The sequence below is a fragment of the Bacillus alkalisoli genome (assembly GCF_002797415.1).
Lineage (GTDB): Bacteria > Bacillota > Bacilli > Bacillales > Bacillaceae_I > Bacillus_CD > Bacillus_CD alkalisoli.
The window spans coordinates 358104-375570 of the sequence record NZ_KZ454944.1 but is presented as its reverse complement, the minus strand read 5'-3'; the positions used below and the strand labels follow the sequence as shown (position 1 = coordinate 375570).

Here is a 17467-nt window from a genome sequence, read left to right as displayed (position 1 = left end):
AGAGTTTTTAAAATTAATTCGTAAGTACTAGAAAACAGCACGGAGAGGAACGAAGTTCCTGTTCGTTAGTTTTGCTTTGGTCCTAACGCAAACATAATTTCCGTTTCACACACAAGTTCGCCGTTTACTGTTGCGACGCCTTTGCCTTTGCCGATCGGTCCTTTGACGCGGATGATTTCTACTTCAAGGCGAAGTTGATCGCCAGGTGTGACTTGTTTTTTGAATCGGCAGTTGTCGATTCCTGTGAAGAACGCAAGGCGACCTTGGTTGTCTTCTAGTTTTAACATCGCAACAGCACCAACTTGTGCTAATGCTTCTACAATTAAAACACCAGGCATTACTGGATAGTCAGGAAAATGACCGTTAAAGTATTCTTCGTTCGCCGTTACATTTTTTAAACCGATGGCACGTTTTCCTTCTTCTATTTCTATTATTTTGTCCACTAACAGGAAAGGATATCGATGTGGAATGATTTTTTTAATTTCATTAATGTCTAGCATAGTTTATTACCTCCTACTAATAGTTAGTAGTAATTATACTTTATGTGGGGTTTTAAAGCTAGTTTTTTTAGGGGTTAGGCGTTAGGTGTTAGGTGTTAGGATGGGGTGTGGGGGGAAAATAAAAACGACCTTGAAGTAAAGAAAGGTCGCGTTGCAAAGCAGGAGGCCAGGCCCCCTGAGGTATGTAATTTGGGTTTGGCTATCACCTAACGCCTAACGCCTAGTAGCTAATTCTTTACTAAGTCTATAATATGCTGCCATGTTTCTTTGTTTAGGACGTCTCTTGGGTCGCCGTCTCCTAGTATTGCGTAGCCGAACATTGCGCCTGCTATCGTTGAGACTGCTAGGAATGCTAGTAGTAAGACAAGACGTATCCATATCGGGATCACGCGCATACGTGGGCGGAATTTTTTGTTTGGGTTATATTGTAGCTCTTCTGATTGAGCTTTTTTTTGTTGTTTTTTTTGTGCACGCAGTTGTTCGCGTGTGGATGGTCGTTTTTCTTCCATCTGTGTTCACACCTTTAATTGGTTAGTCGGTTGGACAAAGGGACACAGGTCCCTCTGTCCAACCATTAGTTTGTTATTTATTGTTTAAGGCCGTTGACAAGGCCCATCATTTGGTCGGCCATTTGGATGGACCTGGCGTTGAATTGGTACGTTCGTTGTGTGATCGTTAAGTCTGTCATTTCTTTCGCAACATCCACATTTGATTGCTCGAGCATGCCTTGTTGTAGGCTAATGTCTCCACGAGCTGCACCTAATAAGAAGTTTAACACTTCTGCCTCCGGTGTGTCACCATTATTCATCGCAAAAAGCGAGCCACCGACACCTTGTAACAATTGCGGGCGGATGATTTGCGTGATTCCGAGCTCTTGTGCAATTGCATTGCCGTTGTTCATCATAGCCGTTAGTGTACCACCAGGTTGCAATTGAATTTCTTGAATGTTTTCTGGAAGCACAATTGCTTGCCCGTTGCTATTTAATACTGGATGCCCTTCGCTTGTAACGAGCATTACTTCGTTATTGTTAATTGGCGATAAGTATAGAGAGCCGTTTCTAGTGAAGCGAGTTTGTTCTTGGCCGTTTTCTAACACTCGAACCGTTAGGAATTGGTCTTCGGCTGTGAAAGCAAAGTCTAGCATGCGTTCTGTTGTTTTAAGCGCACCTTGTGTTAGTTGCAGTTGTGTTTGTCCAAGCTTTGCACCTGTTCCTTGGCGAATGCCGATTGGTGATTGACGCCCACCTTCGTATTGGTGTAACGATTGGTTATTGAACTGTTGTGTTAGAAGTTCTTGAAAAGACGCGCGACGGTTTTTATATCCGACTGTATCGACGTTAGCCATGTTATGGCTGATGGTGTCGAGTTGTTTTTGTAATTGCGACATCGTGTTGGTTGCGTTGAGCATGATTCGGTTCATGAAGATGGTGCCTCCCTTTTTATGTTTTCGGTTCTAACATTGGCGTGACAGGAGGGACAGGTACCATGTCCACTGTTCGTTGACACGGTACCAGTCCCTCTGTCCCGCTGGTTAACTACCCTAGCTGCTAGTACTAATTAATTCTTCCGATTTCATTCGCTGCTTTTTGCATCGTTTGGTCATATGCTTGGATTATTTTTTGGTTTGCTTCGAAGGCACGGAATGCAGACATCATGTCAGACATCGTTAAGCCTGTGTCAACGTTGGAGCGTTCTAGGTGACCTTGTAGCACTTGGAAGTTGATGTTAGCCGCTGGCAAGGCTTGTATGGCTGCGTCTGCTGGCAAACGGAAAACGCCGCTGCCTTCTTTTATTAAATCAGCAGGGTTTTGCGCGTAAGCAAGACCAAGTGTTGCGACTGGTGTTCCTTCTATTTGGATCGTTCCGTTCGGTAGGAGTGTGAATTCTCTCGTTGGCACTTGGATTCGGTTGTTGTTCGTATCTAGCACGTATTGGCCGCTGTTGGTTGTTAGGAAGCCTTGTGCATCAAGGGCAAAGTTACCGTTTCTTGTATAACGCGGTGTGCCGTCTGGATGTTCAACGGTGAAAAATACTGCCCCAGGCTCACCAGCTTGTTGGAGAATCATCATGTCTGTGTTCACGCTTGTTTGCTGTGGGTCCCCTTGGATGAAGCTTGGTAATGTTTCTTGTAGATACACACCTGTGTTCAATCCACCGATTGGTGTTAATGTGTTTAGGTTTATTGGCTTTTGTGTTGGAATGTTTTGTTGGCCCATTCTGTTCATTAGTAGTTCTGGAAAAGAACGTAGTGCGGTTTGGTCTGCTTTGAATCCTGGTGTGTTGGCGTTGGCCATATTATTCGATAACGTTTCCATCTTCCGTTGCTGGGACATCATACCAGATGTTGCTGTATATAAACCTCTAAGCATCTTTTTCACCTCGTGTTTTTAGTGGTTAGTGGTTAGGTATTAGTGGTTAGGAAAACCTGGATTTAGCTAATAACTAACCACTAATCACTAAATCATAATTTTCTAATTTCTATTATAGTACAAAATGGCAGTTGTCGATATATGTATTTTTTTGAAATTGGATGGGTTTTTGGGGACGGGGGTTGTTTTCTCATTGAGATTTTTAATTAGTAGATGGTATAATATCAATTTAGGAGGTGAGAGGAACGATGGAGCAAACGTTGAATTTGATTTTAGGTGAGTTGCAGAAGTTAAATGGTAAGGTGGACAACTTGGAAGGTAGATTTGACATTCTGGAAAAGAAAGTGGATCATGTAGATAGTAAAGTGGATCGACTCGAAGAGTCGCTTGAGCGGTTCGAGGCTAATCATGAGATGGATGTTATCAAAATTTTAGAGACGATTGAGCGTAAAGATAAAGACACTACTTTTATGATCGAAGCTTTTAATAAGCGGTTGACGCGTGTAGAAAAAGAAATAGTTGAGTTAAGCAAACAATAGAAACTTCGTTAGATTCTTCGTAAGATGACCATCCTTGAGAGTACAATTTCATATGTTTAGATGACAAAGATAAAGGGTATTCTCACTGAGTGAGGAATACCCTTTTTTTAATTGGGACGGGGTTTGTTTCACATTCAGTGGAATGTGAAACAAACCCCGTCCCGAATATTACGCAAATTTGCTTCGTGGTAGTTTGTCCATGTTGTCTAGCATGATGCCTGTGCCGATTGCTACGCAGTCCATTGGGTTTTCTGCGATTAGGACTGGTACTTTTAGTTCTTCTGCTAGCAGTTGGTCGATTCCGTGTAGTAGTGCGCCACCGCCTGTTAAGATTACGCCGCGGTCGATAATGTCCGCTGATAGTTCTGGTGGAGTTTTTTCTAGTACTGTTTTTGCTGCTTGTACGATTGCGTAAACAGACTCACGAAGTGCTACTTCGATTTCAGCAGAGCTTACGGTAATCGTTTGTGGTAAGCCGCTTACCATGTCGCGTCCGCGAATATCGATTGTTTCGTTGCGCGAGCCAGGGAATACGGTCGCGATTTCGATTTTGATTTGCTCGGCTGTGCGTTCACCGATTAGTAGTTTGTATTTCTTTTTAATGTATTGTAAAATTTCCGCGTCAAATTTGTCGCCGGCCATTTTGATGGATTGAGCTGTTACGATGTCACCCATAGAAAGTACGGCTACGTCTGTTGTACCGCCACCGATGTCAACAACCATGTTACCGCTCGGTTGGAAAATGTCCATTCCCGCGCCGATTGCTGCAACTTTTGGCTCTTCTTCTAGGTAGATTTTCTTACCGCCGCTTTTTTCTGCCGCTTCACGAATGGCTTTTTGCTCGACAGATGTGATGTTTGTTGGGCAGCAAATTAAGATGCGTGGCTTTGATAGGAAGCCTTTTACGTTTAGTTTGTTAATGAAGTATTTTAACATCGCTTCTGTTACTTCGAAGTCTGCGATAACTCCGTCTTTTAGTGGGCGGATCGCGATGATGTTTCCTGGTGTACGTCCAACCATGCGGCGTGCTTCTTCCCCTACTGCTAGTACTCTTCCTGTGTTGTTATCTAGAGCGACAACGGATGGTTCGTTGAGAACGATTCCTTTTCCTTTGACGTGAATGAGTACATTTGCCGTTCCTAAATCTATACCTATATCCCTAGCAAACATTTGCGTTTCCTCCTATATGTAAAGTTCGCTGACTATTGTCCGATTACGTGTAGTCTCTAATTTTATATTGTATCACAATTTGTGAAATAAACTATTGCTTTATGGTTTTTTTGTGGGGATTTTGGGGGATTTTTTGTTAGTTCGTCGAAATTTGTTTGATTTATATGAAAATTGGGCCCGATGGCTAGGGGTTTTTTTCTCCATGGAGTATAATAAAGGTAGTGATTATAGGTGGGGAGTGGGCTGGATGGCAAAAAGTAAGGCTGCGTTTTTTGATATTGATGGGACGTTTTATCGGGATTCTTTGTTGATTGAGCATTTTAAGCGGATGATTAAGTATGAGATTATTTCGCCGAGTGCTTGGCATGAGCGGGTGAAGCATACGTTTGAGGATTGGGATAAGAGGCAAGGGAATTATGATGCTTATCTGTTGGATGTGAGTAGTATTTATGTGGAGCATTTGACGAATGTGTCGAGTGAGGATATTGAGTTTATTGCGAAGCAGGTTATTCGGTTGAAGGCGGATCGGGTGTATCGTTATACGAGGCAGCAGATTCAGTGGCATTTGGATGAGGGGCATAAGGTGATTTTTATTTCTGGTAGTCCGGATTTTCTTGTTGGGAAGATGGCGGAGAAGTATCATGCGACGGATTATTGTGGGTCGACTTATCATATTGATGAGGATGGTTTTTTTACTGGTCGGGTTGAGCCAATGTGGGATTCGGTTAGTAAGGAGCGGACGATTGCGGCGATGGTTGCGAAGCATGATATTGATTTGTCCGAAAGTTTCGCGTATGGGGATACGAATGGGGATATTACGATGTTTAAGCATGTGGGGAATCCGGTGGCGATTAATCCGGCGAAGGAGTTGTTGATTGCGATTTCGGAGCAGGAGGAGTTGCGTGAGAAGACGCGGATTGTGATTGAGCGGAAGGATGTTATATATCAGGTTGATCCGAAGACGAATGTGGTGACGTTTGGGTGAGTTTTTGTGTTAGATGAGGGTTAGAGTGGGGTTAGATATGGGCTGAGGAGCTGGTTTCTTTGTTATGCGGGGCGTGTAACGGGGGAATGGCTCTTTTTTTGCTTTTGTGGCGGGGGGTTTGGGCGGGATCGGCGGAGGTTTGGGTTCGAATTGTGATTTTTGGGGGAGTTTATCGGCGAAAATTGAGGTTTTATCGGCGATTTTTGGGAGTTTATCGGCGAAAATCGGAGTTCTATCGGCGAAATTGGCGTTTTAATCGGCGGGGGGCAAATTTTATCGGCGATTTGGTGCGGTTATCGGCGAAATTGGGGTTCTATCGGCGATTTCAGGGAGTTTATCAGCGAAACCTAATGACCAGGCAAGTGGGTAAACAAACTGATGCAAGAGATTTGACTGTAGCTTCGGCACTTTTCTTCTTGTTTCGGTCATTTTAGGACTTCTTCCGGTCATTCTCGCATTGTCTTCGGTCACTTCTTTACTTGTTCCGGTCACTTTTGATCTGTCTTCGGTCACTTCTCCTCTTGCTCCAGTCAGACGTCATTTTTTCAGCGTTCATAGGCTGTGAAACATTTTTGTGAAACAAGAAAATTCGGGTAGTGCCTGGCACCTGAAACATATTTGTAATATAAAAACGCCTTACGGGGCCGGGACATAATCAACCGACAAGCTTATGAGTAGCTTGTATGTGACTACCAGTTACTAGTCGCTCACTGACTCCTTGCGGTACAGTGAGCGACTTCTTTATTAACTGACTTCCTTTAAGCACTTCCCTCTAACACCTGTTCCTCTGTTACTAAAGAAGCCTTCTTCCAACGTCCTATCATGTAATAACCTACAGTGTTAACAAAGGTTATTACATTAATCAAACTCAATGTAATAAATACTCCTGTTACAACATCCCCAAATAAGTTTGGCACAAAGAATAGCATTAATAGTACAATTACGTACATGTTCGTAAAGGTTAAGTATAGGCCGCCCTTATAGTCTCCAGACCCTGACACAGCAAAGATAAAGATCATGGACACTGTATTTAACACCCAAGGAATACTGTAGTATAAGAAAAACTCTTCGAACCTTGGTAAGAGCGTTGCATCCTTTGTAAATACAAGAGCAATTACACTGCGAAGTAATATGATAGCAATCGCGATGGTTCCACTATAGACAAGTAGAACAGAACTCATTTTTTTTACAATATCTTTGACGTTATCTATTTTCCCTTCACCAACACTATAAGATACGAGTGGGATAGCACTTGCGGCAAAGTTTTGTGAAAAAACGCCGAATAGAATAAAGATGTATGTTCCGACTGCATAAACGTTGAATGCATCATTTGGATAAAACGATAGAATAACGATATATAGAAACATCGACAAATTAAAGGTTATTCCCGTAAACAACTGACTTCCGATGAATTCTTTATTTTCTTTTAACAGTTTAAAGTCTAGTCGGAATGAAATATCTCTCTTTTCAAGTTGGATGTTTAAATAATCTTTAAAGTAGAGCTTATATAGTAAGAAGATAAAGCATAGGATGTTTGCCACTACTGTCCCAACTGCCGCACCAGCCATTAATGGTAAGTCGTATAGGTTGAATAACATCATAATGCCTGGTGTAACCGCGGCATTTGCTACGATTGCAATCCCTAGCCCCCAGTAGATGGCTCTCAGCTTTTGGAAGTATCTCGGAATCAATAATAAAAAGTTGTTGAGCGACATAAAGAGATAGCCGATAAAAAGAACGATTAAATATTGATTTAAGTAGGCTATGGTTTGTTCGTCCACGCCGAAAATCCATTGAAATAGCGGATGAATAAGTAATCCGACTGCTCCTACAAACAATCCTGCATAAAAAGAGAATGCTAAACCTGTCTTCACCCCTCTTTTAACAGAATCCATTTTGTTTCCACCATAATTTTGACTTACATAAATTAAAATAGCGGAAATAACACCAATAATCACTGCTTCGATTAATATGATCACAGATGTAGAAAGTCGTATTGCAGATAACGCTTCTGCTTCTCCGATAAAAAAATTGATCCAGAATAAGTCAATTAATATTAATGCTATGTCTGCTATTCCAATAAGGGTAACTGGCAGTGCAAATTTCATTAGTGATTTCCAATTTGTATCCATCTTTTTTCTCTCCCTTCTCTGCTAATCAGCGGATCCAGCGATTAATGTATATAGGATGGTGGATTCTCGACTGTCTATGTTGAAGATATTTTCCATTTGTCCAATATTAAAGCTTTTAATTGGTCGACAATATTGTCCTTCTTTTGCAAAATCTAAACAATAAAATTGGGCCTTAAATCCTGTAGCGATTAAATATTCTGCAAGGTTTGATTCGTTTTTAAATAGCTGGTGATATAACAGGAAGATAACAACCGTTGATACGCCTCTGAAATTAATGTATGGATAAGCTTCATTTAGCTTTTCATATGGAATTGCTAGAGAGGTTTTCCCTTGTCGGTAAAATAAACCTGTGCCATCTTGATGGAAACTAACAGGTTGAATGAAATTTCCATCTATGCGCGTTGGCAGCAGTTGACGCAACTCGTCCTCTGTTCCTTGTGCATTCACGGCTGTCTGGTCCACTATATGGAAGCTATTTATTGGTACTTTGTAAGGGCCACTATTTCTCCATCGACATTTTTGTAGAAAAGTTTGAATGTCTTCGCTTTCATTCCATTCCTCTCTTTCTGTTTTACGCAACAGCAAATACCCGTCTTTGATTTCTAACGTGAATTGAATTTTTAAGTGGCGGGCAACTGTCATGACGTTATAGAGAAAATGGCCTAATTCTAACAAAAATAACGTTTTTTTAATATATTGATAATACGATGGGTATCTTTTTTTATAAACAAATACTAGATCCCCTTCTTTTGCTTCCAATTGATTATTTTTATATAGCTCAAATGTTTCTAGTTGATCATTTTTCGTGAGGAAGAAATTTTTTGACTTTGCAATAAACATTTGGATAGGATAAATACTTCTTGGAGACGGATACCCTTTATGAACTTTGTAGGCTGTATTCTTTTCGACTCGGATCGTGTCGTTGACGCTTAGCAGTATATTTTCCATTTCATTGAAAGACTGATAATTACTATCCGATAAAGTAAAATCATCAAAGGAATATGTTAAGTGCTGCACTTTTTCTATTAAACCGCAATTATAGGATAGTTCTCCTAAAAATTCGTTTAAGCTATAATTCATTGTCTTCTCCTTTATTTACGCTAATGGATGAATATTCTTTTTTTCTTTTTTCCAATCGTCGTACTTTGTTCCATTCCTTCTAATGAGTTCTGTTGTGAAATCAACCGGTATCGCATTAATGAGAAATGCTTTTGTACAATGGAGTGATAGAGCTTGTAATACTGTGTTTGTTTGTTCGACTACGATTACATCTTCGTATACAGTCCGGAGCCTTTCTACTAAGAAGTTCAACTCTGTTGTTACGGACTCATGACAGAAAGACATCTCCTTCACTTGTTCGTATAGAATGCTTTTTGTCCCTACTATTTTTTCTTCAATAAAACTTTTAGATGTTTCTGATGCAAAGAAGTAGAAGTGGTCATCAATTGTCTTCAACTTTTCTCCTTCAATCGCAGTGCGTTTTTTCTTTTCCAGTTCTGCTGGGTGTAATGTTGTTAATCCTTGGTATGCATTAAACAATTCATAAAAGGCAGATTGTATGGCAACTTCTAGTTGTAAATGGCATCCTAAACCGGTGATGGAGTAGATAGCTGGCTCTTTCTGTTCATTTTGTAATAATGCCCATATTACTGGTATGTTTGCCGCGTTATCTAACAAATAAAACTCTAGCTTATATCCTTTTTCTTTAAAGATTTCCGCTTGAATAGTGATATTTAAAAATCGTTCGTCTGTTAAGTGTAACTTTCGCTTTGGTTCATTACCGAACCAGCAGCGAAAAAACACATCTCGCTCCAAGCACTCTAAGATGGAATAGAGACTTGCCTCCTCCAAAGTGTTTCCAATGGCACAACCATTTGAATTATCATAGACAAAATGGTGTAGCCATCCTTCTTTTAAATATTGGACGTATTGTTTGGCAACATATGTTCCTTCATTCGTCCGCAGTGACCTTCCCCTAACCCATTCTACAAGTTCCTTTTCCGAAAATTGGGAGAGGTGATGACGGTCGGATTGTTCTTTCTCATACAAGCCTAGTTTTCTAGGGTGGATGACATTCGCTTTTTCGCTTAGAAGTTGGTACGTGTCTATGATGGTGTGCGGTAACGTTTGAGCGCTAGCGTATCTCTCCAAATATTCTAGCGCTGCCTTTCTCCATGCATTCTTTCGGTCTAAGTCAAAGCCAAACCCCTGAATAGTAAAGTTTTTTCGATTCGCAATCGATACAGAACCTCGGTCCTCTTTCACCACATATCCACCGGCAACATAGTGCATTGCCTCGACCACTTCTTCAATGGAAAACCTCGAGGCTACTCGTTTATCCGTATGATGCTGTTTTTTATTTGTCTTTTTTTCCATTGATTGAATGATCAGATAAAAAGATTCATCCTCGTTTAGTAGCAACCCTTCAAACTTATGTAAGTTATATAAAAAGTACGCTACTATTTTCTTCATACTTGATTTGCTCGGAGCATAGCCACGTAACGACGGTTTATTTTCCGAAACGTCCACTTTGTAATTTCGTTTTATGAGTACCGCCTCATCCACCTTTTTCACTTCGAGTAAAAACGTATAACCGTCTTGGGTGTAACAAAAACTTCCGTTTGTTATCTCAACCACTTCTTTTAATGCTTCTTCAATGTTTTTGTTACGAGTTAGCATGAACCATGACCTCCTGCTTTAACTGCATGTTATTTTCATACAAGGTTAATAACAGTGTCCATTCATTGTAATCATCCCGCTTCTCGACCCACTTCACGTCTAAATCAAGATTCAATCCTACTTTATTTTCACTTGAAAGCAGCTCCATTTTCTTCCGTAGTTTTATTTCAATGTACTTTGTAAAGAAGAGAAGATTATTTTCATCTAGCGGCTTTTTAGAAAACTGTCCATAATGGAATACTTTCGGTACTTCTCGTTCGTTCATTAAGATAGTAAGAAGATTATTTATCGCATCATTCACGTCAAAACCTAACACCGTTAACGTATTGTTCCAATTTTGATCTTTATAGTTAACCGTTGTTAAAGGAAAATTTACTTCTTCGTTTATTTCTACTTGAACATTTCGAAGGTTTTTGTCTGCCCAATAGCTAGAAAGATAGTTTTCATACGTAATGAATGTAAATGGTACATTTTCCACTTCGTTCGTATACATACTTAAATCAATCTTTAACAGATTCCTTTCTAAATCTTCCATGTTTAGATTGTCAGATTCGAGCTTTTCTACGAAAACGTAGGCAGCATACCTTAATAGTTGTCTATTAATTGTTTCTTTTCTCTTTTCTACCTTGATGTTCTCATTTTTATATATATACATAGTGTTTTCGCATATATGTACGGTTAAATCGAACTGTTTTTCTTCCCTTTCGTGATGGGTAAAATGTAAAGTGTCTTCGGTAAGCACGCTCAAGCTTTCTTCCATTTCCCATTCTTTTTTTACCACTTCTAAGAAGTAAGTTGGACCTGTAATAGAGCGTATGGCAGGTATATATGCTCGTTCCCGCTTTACGTGATAAATATAAAATTTCTTTTTTATTAAAAGTTGAAAGATTTGTAGTTCAAATGGATCTAACTGCTCCGTTACGTCCCCATCCGAGTGTTTTTTTAACTTTTCTACTAAGTGATAGACTTTCTCTTTTTGTAATTTGTTTAATCCAATCTTCAAATTTACGTCTTTTGTGCACATATAAAAATCATTCTCCGTGTCAATGATATAAAAGGTAGGATGTAAATATCCGTTCATTCAAACACCTCCTGGAATTCGTCTTTAAATCTAGTAGAACTAAAAACATAGTTCATAAAGAATTTATCGATTGGCTTTAATTGTAGTAATATAAGCTTTTCATACAGTACATTTAATACCCATTTATTTGTCGTTAATACGACATCATGCAACACTAAAGCTAACAATGCTTCATTTTGAAAGAATGCCTGGTGGTAGTCAGATGCGTCCTTCGTTATATCTTTCACATCTGTCACATTTTGTGGCGAGATAAAGTTCATTTCTTCCCTTTCTATCGCAGCACTGACTTGTTTGTATATTTCTTGCAATTCATGAAAGAGTGCATTTTCTTCAACTAGAAGTTCTCCTAATTGCGCTTTCCTTTGTTTAAAACTTTGTTTGATTGGCCCCCTCATTTCCTCCTTTATGGAATGTAAAAATCCAACGTAGTGAGATAAGTGAGAGACAAAGCCATTGGAATACAGTTTATATTCCTCCGATAACGTTTTGTCGGGTAATTTCGAGAAGAAAGGGTAAATCTCTCGGCTAATCTCCTCTATATCGTTCTTCCTCCAATATTTAGGTAAAAATATACGATCAAATGCAAGATGAATTTTTAAGTACAGGTGAACTTGACCTTCATTTTGAAATAATTGGATGTTTGGTTTTTCCGGAACCATTACTTTGTTTTGATAGATTTCATTTAAGCTTTTTTCTTTTTGAAAATATTGAGAGATTGTACTATATTTTTGACGGAATTGTTGCTCATCGTATTGTTTGGAAGGATAACGAGCAAGCAGTTGCTGTAAGTCTTTCGTAATTTCTTCTTTTATATCTCCTATTTCTCCAAATAGACATATGTGATAGCCATTTTCCCAACTTTGCTTGATGCTCACGTTTGGAATGAGGGTGATTGTTTTTTTTATATAATCTTGTATTTCCATCGGAGTTTCTTCTTCATTGATATAAAGGTATATTTCGTGATAATTCATCGTATCCACCCTTGATTTGTAATAAGTATTTTAAGTTGTACAATGCATAGCTGCTGAGTTCATACACTTCTTGTTCTACTTTTCGATCCACACCAATTACGCGATTTAATGTCATATGGAGAATACTGTTTAGCGTATATAATGCTTGGTCTGGATGTAACTCTTTCCACAGAAGTTCACTATATTCTCTTCCAACTTTCTGCTTGGTTGCCATATGTGTCGTTTGGTATTTTTTGTACAAATCAATTGCATAGTTGGCTACTTGTGTGTAATGGGGCCGGTTTGCTTTAAATTTTTTTAATATGTCTTTGTTTTTTTCTCCTGCAACACTTTCTAAAAACGCTTTTGCATCTGCGTAATTTCCGAATAAGTCAATCGTTGTGAAAAGAGTGAATATCATTCCTTTTTCTACCTTTTCGTTGAACGGAATTAGATTTTCTAGGTTAAGCTTGTGCAGTAATGCTGATTCCTCACAAAAATAGTGATACGCTTTTTCATAAAGTATTTCACCACCGTATCTATTAATCTCTGGGATGAAGAGATGACTAGAGTAGTCACAAATGATATGGGCAACATAGAGTTCTTTTAACCATTCTGCAAATATTTCTTTCACATGTTTATACTTTGATTGGAATCTAATTCTTAAAACCAACTTCCCTTCTTCCACATACTGGACATAAAAGAATTTCTTCACGGAGTTTTTTTTGAAAAATTGTAAACAAAGGTCAAGCGCCTTTTCGTTATACCCAACGCTCGGGAACACTTTGAAGTACTCCCAATCCCATTCTTCTTTCACAATGTTCGTTTGTATTTTGGTTAGAAGTGGTGCTGACACTTTACTGTTTTGGTTATCAGGGAGTACGGTAAACACGTAATCTACATTATTCCTTGTAGTTGCCTGCTGCTCATTTAACTCTGGTGCCTCTATTAATGTAATGAACTCTTCTTCATTCTTTTTTTCTGCAAGTGCTTGTAACAGTAATGACCTTCCCAGCGCGGTTTGTAGTTTTAGCGGTAATGTTTTGTCTCCATTTAGTAGGTATACAACTTGATCTACTTCGTTTTCTTTTACGAATTCTTTTAATGCTTTTTCTCTGTCATTTTCACCGTTTATATTGGACTTTGAGATATTCCATCTTTTGGGCGAAAGAATGATACATCCATACTGGATTCGTGGAATTCGTTTTAATGTACGTAACGGTCCTAGATAGAAGTCCATAGGTGCCCTGCTTTTATACTTACCGTAGAGAGAGAGAAACAAAAGTGCTTTGTCTTCTATAAAGTTGTTATAGTGGAGCATGTGGGTACAAACTGGCAGTATTTTCTTGTTGGAGTTTTTACTTCTAATGTACAAACCTGCTTTATCTACTCCAACATACAGTTCGTTTACCGGAAAGGAGACTGCATCCCCCATGTTAGTTATCGTATTAATGTTAATGACATAGTTTGGCTGTTGATAGGTAACGGATAAGTCTCCATAATGATGAGGAATTGCATTTATTTCCGCACTAATGTACTCATCATTTTCTAAAGAATATTGAGCAGCAGTTCTTTTTTCCTTCGTATAAAATCTTCCTGTAAAAGAGCATGCTGTATTACCAAAGCTGTTCGTCCCGATGGAAAAAAGACTTTCCCCTTTATCTTTTAAGATGGATACCTTAAAATCATAGCCATTTTTTTGTTTATTTTTTAATTGCTCGCTATAAATAGACTGGATATGTTCGATGTCTTTCTCTTGTAAAGAGACCACATCTTGTGCTTCTTTTTTGGTTTCCATTATTTTGTTGAGAAGAAACTGATTGTATTGTCTGTTTTCCTTGGAAATTTTCCAGTCATCTGTCATTGTTGGCATCCCTATTCCTAAATCTTCATCTATTGCGTCTAGCAATTTGACTTCATTGAAGTAACCGTATCTTTCCAGAAAACGCATAATGTAGGTGCTCCAAGTCTGTTCATAGTTCACAGCGGTAAATACGGACATAAAAGATAGCTTTTGGGCTACGTTGGCAATCTCGTGTTTTGTAAAGGTCTGTTCTCTTTCATTTTGCTGAAATAGGTCTACTACTAAACATCTACTCGTATCGCTCCATTTTTTCATCTTGTCTACTAGTCGAAGGAATACGTCGATACCTTCTCCTACTGGCAATGTTTTATATTGCTGAAGGAGTAACTGAATTTCCTTTAATTTGTTTTCATCCTCTCGTGATAATAGTTCATTTTTATTTAATAATCCTTCTAACAAACATTGATTGGTGTTAGGAATAGTCGGGTTTAGTTCCGATATAATAAATCCTTTTTGTAGTAAATCTTCTATCGTTTGTAATATCGTTTGTTGTTTTTGTGGATCATCGTTACTTATCCTTTCTATTACCTTTTTCATTTTAATAGGGGAATTTAGTAGATTGAGCAATAGTTGTAAAAAGGGGACTTTGTCTATTCTCATTTTTTTGTATTGATTATGAGAAGAGCTTTCTAGAACGATGTATTTTTCTCTCTCTACAATTAAAGGGTTCATTTTGATTGTTAAGGTTGAATGAATGCCTTGTTTTTGCTCTATTTTCTTTATGACTTCTTTGTACCATTCAATAGATACTTTTACGTGTTTATGTGCTTGTGCGTGTGTATTTGAAGTTGGTTGGTCAATGTCGCTAAATGACGCTTCTTGAATACCAGCAAATAGCCCAAACGGCATGGACCTCGAAGCCATACGAAGTATATATTTCACAAGCGCGCTCGCAGCTTTGCTATCCAACGGTAACGTGTTCTTCTCTTTGTATTGGAGAAGTTGATAGTAGAGGCTTTGACTTGCAACTAAAATTCTTTCCATTAGTATGGGGTTATGCAACAATTCTATTAGAATAGTAGATAAGTTCTCTTCCTTGTAAATCTGGTCTATATAATCCTTAGTTAATACAGGACTACGAATAATGTACCGATCGTCAATTCTCATGTGGTCTACCTCCTTTAGCTACATTCTAAAAAGCTCTTGTTATAGATTGAATGCTCAGTCGGATAATCCGAACTGAGCATTCTGTCTTGTATGAATTAGGTTTTTTACACCTAAATTATTGTTGTACTATGACAGAACAAGAGTTCTTTCCGATAGAAGCACCCATTGTTTCAAGAACTGTTGCTGAAGATACTTCATAAACCTCTACGTCCAATTTTAATTCAACATTGTTTAATACTTGATCTTTTTTCATGATTAGTTCCTCCTCTAAATTTTTGGTTTTTTTATAGAATATTCTATATCTTTCGGCCTTGAATGAATCATAACACAGGCAAAAAACACGTGCGTTTACGATGAGAAGCCCTTACTGCCCATCTAAAACCTATTAGGATCTTAGATATTTTGTTTGCACATAAATTATGACATTTGTCTTAAATTGATATTTTTTATTTTTATGGTATTGCAAAAGAAAAACGTGAGCTTGACGATGGTATTAGCCACGAATGTAGGCTTGTTATTTTAGGTACTTAGACTCTTTATTCTTATAAGCTGGCAAGCAGAACAAAAGCGAAATTCGAGGGCGGCTGGAGCTACACATTACTAGTTCAAATTTATCGTTAATTACAAAGTTTCCTAAAAAACAAAAATCCCATTTCAATGATTTGAAATGGGATTTTATTAAAGGGATTTTTATTCTGTAAAGATTAATCCTCGGAAGGAATCGTTGGATCTTTATGAGAATTTGGAGATACCTCTCCACTATTATTCGTTGTAGTTTTTACTTCATCTGCAAATGCTGGTGTTGCGATAGATACGAATGTAATGAGAGATACAAACACAAATGCTTTGACAATCTTTTTCATAAGTAAGCCTCCTGAGTTTAAATGTAGTTATTTATTACTTAAACCTAGTATAATAGACTTTATTATTATTAGAAAACTCGGATTATATTGATAAGGCCTTATTAACCAGCTTTTTATGGTGCATCACTATGTTTCTATTCTAATTTTAAAATATATAAGACATTTGTCATATTTTAAGGAGTGAGAATTGTGGAAATTAGTTGCAAAGAGCTAGGAGAGGAAATTCGCAGATTGCGAAAAGAGTTAGGATTTTCCCAAAAAGATTTAGCGAACGGTATTTGTTGTCAAACGACCATTAGCAGTATTGAAAAAGGCCGAGCATTTCCAAGTGTTGACATCTTACATTTCTTATCGATACGACTAAATGTTACGATGGATTACTTTTTCACTACATTCAACCAAGATTCTCAATACTATATTAAACTTACAATGGAAAGAGTAGAATACCTAATTAAACAAAAACAATATGAGGAAATATTAGAAATTACTACAATGGAGAAAAAACAAAAGGAAAAAAGGGATTTAGGCATCCGATTTAACCAATTTATTGAATGGCACGACATTCGCGCTAAGCAGTACTTGGGAACTATTACTTGGAAAGAATGTATCGTAGCACTCAAAAGATTAATAACATATAAAAGTAAATATAAGCTACACTTTCAAGATCTGAAAATAAAAAACGTCATCGCTAATGTGTATGCGGAAAATAAACAGTATGATCATGCTGAACAAATTTATAAAGAAATTCTAGCCATTAGCACAGACTTAGAGGTAATCAAGCGATTGAAGCTTAAAGTATTTTTCAACCTTTCTAAGCTATACTTTTATCAAGAAAAATATGCCCAATCAGTTGAAACCTCTCAAAAAGGGATTCGCCTTTCTCTTGAATTAGATGATATTTCAATGCTAGGTAATCTTTACTTACAAAGCGGACAAAGCATGATTAAAATAAACGAAAACCTAGAGATAATTTCCCAACAACTAGAGCAAGCTCTCTTCCTTTACACGATGCAAAAGAAAGAATGGCACATTAACTTTGTAAAAGACCTCTTAAATAACATTACTCACAATATCAAAAGTGTACCAGTTTAATAGTACCTCCTACTTCTTCCCTATTTTAACATTCTGTGAAACATTTTTGTGAAACAAGAAAATTCGGGTGGTGCCTGGCACCTGTAAAGACGGAGTTTATCGGCGATAGTTCTATTATCCTGACATACTGAAAAAC

The 17467-nt window shown here is 38.0% G+C and carries 17 protein-coding genes; 3 read left to right on the top strand and 14 right to left on the bottom strand.

From position 1 onward, the window contains the following. Positions 1-65 precede the first annotated feature (65 nt). The 4 genes from fabZ to CDZ89_RS01825 form a co-directional block, all read right to left on the bottom strand. Entirely contained in the window at positions 66-500 is a 435-nt protein-coding gene (fabZ, locus tag CDZ89_RS01840) for a 3-hydroxyacyl-ACP dehydratase FabZ (protein ID WP_096156426.1), read from the bottom strand. Positions 501-727: 227 nt separating this feature from the next. Further along, positions 728-1009, bottom strand: coding sequence for a DNA-directed RNA polymerase subunit beta (locus CDZ89_RS01835; protein WP_096156425.1), 282 nt, complete (start codon positions 1007-1009; stop codon positions 728-730). A gap of 77 nt (positions 1010-1086) precedes the next feature. Beyond that, positions 1087-1920 (bottom strand): flagellar hook-basal body protein, encoded by an 834-nt coding sequence (locus tag CDZ89_RS01830; RefSeq protein WP_100333061.1) that lies wholly within the window; start codon positions 1918-1920, stop codon positions 1087-1089. A 133-nt stretch (positions 1921-2053) separates the two neighbouring features. Then, a complete protein-coding gene (locus CDZ89_RS01825; protein WP_100333060.1) occupies positions 2054-2869 on the bottom strand; it encodes a flagellar hook-basal body protein in 816 nt (271 codons plus the stop codon). A 248-nt stretch (positions 2870-3117) separates the two neighbouring features. Here CDZ89_RS01825 and CDZ89_RS01820 point away from each other — a divergent pair, with 248 nt between their 5' ends. Further along, entirely contained in the window at positions 3118-3408 is a 291-nt protein-coding gene (locus tag CDZ89_RS01820; protein ID WP_096156422.1) for a hypothetical protein, read from the top strand. Between the two features lie 168 nt (positions 3409-3576). Here the strand turns inward: CDZ89_RS01820 and mreB are convergent, their stop codons facing one another. Continuing rightward, positions 3577-4578: a rod shape-determining protein gene (gene mreB, locus CDZ89_RS01815; protein WP_096156421.1), complete on the bottom strand. Its 1002-nt coding sequence runs from the start codon at positions 4576-4578 to the stop codon at positions 3577-3579. Positions 4579-4825: 247 nt separating this feature from the next. Between mreB and CDZ89_RS01810 the strand changes: the two genes are divergently transcribed. Further along, on the top strand, positions 4826-5563 hold the full coding sequence (locus CDZ89_RS01810) for an HAD family hydrolase (RefSeq protein ID WP_100334238.1): 738 nt from the start codon (positions 4826-4828) through the stop codon (positions 5561-5563). Positions 5564-5836: 273 nt separating this feature from the next. Here the strand turns inward: CDZ89_RS01810 and CDZ89_RS01805 are convergent, their stop codons facing one another. The 9 genes from CDZ89_RS01805 to CDZ89_RS19495 all read right to left on the bottom strand — a co-directional run bounded on the left by CDZ89_RS01805 (position 5837) and on the right by CDZ89_RS19495 (position 16239). After that, a complete protein-coding gene (locus tag CDZ89_RS01805) occupies positions 5837-6076 on the bottom strand; it encodes a hypothetical protein (protein ID WP_100333059.1) in 240 nt (79 codons plus the stop codon). A 245-nt stretch (positions 6077-6321) separates the two neighbouring features. Next, the gene (locus CDZ89_RS01800) at positions 6322-7695 is read right to left on the bottom strand and encodes an MATE family efflux transporter (protein WP_100333058.1); all 1374 of its coding nucleotides are present in this window, start codon (positions 7693-7695) and stop codon (positions 6322-6324) included. 21 nt (positions 7696-7716) lie between these two features. Then, the gene (locus CDZ89_RS01795; protein WP_100333057.1) at positions 7717-8775 is read right to left on the bottom strand and encodes a hypothetical protein; all 1059 of its coding nucleotides are present in this window, start codon (positions 8773-8775) and stop codon (positions 7717-7719) included. 15 nt (positions 8776-8790) lie between these two features. Continuing rightward, a complete protein-coding gene (locus CDZ89_RS01790) occupies positions 8791-10374 on the bottom strand; it encodes a YcaO-like family protein (protein WP_096156418.1) in 1584 nt (527 codons plus the stop codon). Next, positions 10361-11455, bottom strand: a complete 1095-nt coding sequence (locus tag CDZ89_RS01785; RefSeq protein ID WP_100333056.1) for a hypothetical protein — start codon at positions 11453-11455, stop codon at positions 10361-10363. Before CDZ89_RS01785 ends, CDZ89_RS01790 begins: the two co-directional genes overlap by 14 nt. After that, positions 11452-12426: a hypothetical protein gene (locus CDZ89_RS01780; protein WP_100333055.1), complete on the bottom strand. Its 975-nt coding sequence runs from the start codon at positions 12424-12426 to the stop codon at positions 11452-11454. The genes CDZ89_RS01785 and CDZ89_RS01780 overlap by 4 nt, the downstream gene beginning before the upstream one ends. Further along, a complete protein-coding gene (locus CDZ89_RS01775; protein ID WP_100333054.1) occupies positions 12392-15376 on the bottom strand; it encodes a thiopeptide-type bacteriocin biosynthesis protein in 2985 nt (994 codons plus the stop codon). Before CDZ89_RS01775 ends, CDZ89_RS01780 begins: the two co-directional genes overlap by 35 nt. Positions 15377-15491: 115 nt before the next feature. Beyond that, positions 15492-15629, bottom strand: coding sequence for a hypothetical protein (locus tag CDZ89_RS19500; RefSeq protein ID WP_157842653.1), 138 nt, complete (start codon positions 15627-15629; stop codon positions 15492-15494). A gap of 451 nt (positions 15630-16080) precedes the next feature. Further along, positions 16081-16239, bottom strand: a complete 159-nt coding sequence (locus CDZ89_RS19495) for a hypothetical protein (RefSeq protein ID WP_157842652.1) — start codon at positions 16237-16239, stop codon at positions 16081-16083. A gap of 189 nt (positions 16240-16428) precedes the next feature. Between CDZ89_RS19495 and CDZ89_RS01770 the strand changes: the two genes are divergently transcribed. Further along, positions 16429-17331 carry a helix-turn-helix domain-containing protein gene (locus CDZ89_RS01770; protein ID WP_157842651.1) on the top strand — a complete coding sequence of 301 codons (903 nt, stop codon included), beginning with the start codon at positions 16429-16431 and terminating at the stop codon, positions 17329-17331. Positions 17332-17467: the final 136 nt, after the last annotated feature.

What these genes read in the sequence shown, in the direction of transcription:
- fabZ (WP_096156426.1), bottom strand. Translation starts at nt 500, where the DNA reads ATGCTAGACATTAATGAAATTAAAAAAATCATTCCACATCGATATCCT.
- CDZ89_RS01835 (WP_096156425.1), bottom strand. Translation starts at nt 1,009, where the DNA reads ATGGAAGAAAAACGACCATCCACACGCGAACAACTGCGTGCACAAAAA.
- CDZ89_RS01830 (WP_100333061.1), bottom strand. Translation starts at nt 1,920, where the DNA reads ATGAACCGAATCATGCTCAACGCAACCAACACGATGTCGCAATTACAA.
- CDZ89_RS01825 (WP_100333060.1), bottom strand. Translation starts at nt 2,869, where the DNA reads ATGCTTAGAGGTTTATATACAGCAACATCTGGTATGATGTCCCAGCAA.
- CDZ89_RS01820 (WP_096156422.1), top strand. Translation starts at nt 3,118, where the DNA reads ATGGAGCAAACGTTGAATTTGATTTTAGGTGAGTTGCAGAAGTTAAAT.
- mreB (WP_096156421.1), bottom strand. Translation starts at nt 4,578, where the DNA reads ATGTTTGCTAGGGATATAGGTATAGATTTAGGAACGGCAAATGTACTC.
- CDZ89_RS01810 (WP_100334238.1), top strand. Translation starts at nt 4,826, where the DNA reads ATGGCAAAAAGTAAGGCTGCGTTTTTTGATATTGATGGGACGTTTTAT.
- CDZ89_RS01800 (WP_100333058.1), bottom strand. Translation starts at nt 7,695, where the DNA reads ATGGATACAAATTGGAAATCACTAATGAAATTTGCACTGCCAGTTACC.
- CDZ89_RS01795 (WP_100333057.1), bottom strand. Translation starts at nt 8,775, where the DNA reads ATGAATTATAGCTTAAACGAATTTTTAGGAGAACTATCCTATAATTGC.
- CDZ89_RS01790 (WP_096156418.1), bottom strand. Translation starts at nt 10,374, where the DNA reads ATGCTAACTCGTAACAAAAACATTGAAGAAGCATTAAAAGAAGTGGTT.
- CDZ89_RS01785 (WP_100333056.1), bottom strand. Translation starts at nt 11,455, where the DNA reads ATGAACGGATATTTACATCCTACCTTTTATATCATTGACACGGAGAAT.
- CDZ89_RS01780 (WP_100333055.1), bottom strand. Translation starts at nt 12,426, where the DNA reads ATGAATTATCACGAAATATACCTTTATATCAATGAAGAAGAAACTCCG.
- CDZ89_RS01775 (WP_100333054.1), bottom strand. Translation starts at nt 15,376, where the DNA reads ATGAGAATTGACGATCGGTACATTATTCGTAGTCCTGTATTAACTAAG.
- CDZ89_RS19500 (WP_157842653.1), bottom strand. Translation starts at nt 15,629, where the DNA reads ATGAAAAAAGATCAAGTATTAAACAATGTTGAATTAAAATTGGACGTA.
- CDZ89_RS19495 (WP_157842652.1), bottom strand. Translation starts at nt 16,239, where the DNA reads ATGAAAAAGATTGTCAAAGCATTTGTGTTTGTATCTCTCATTACATTC.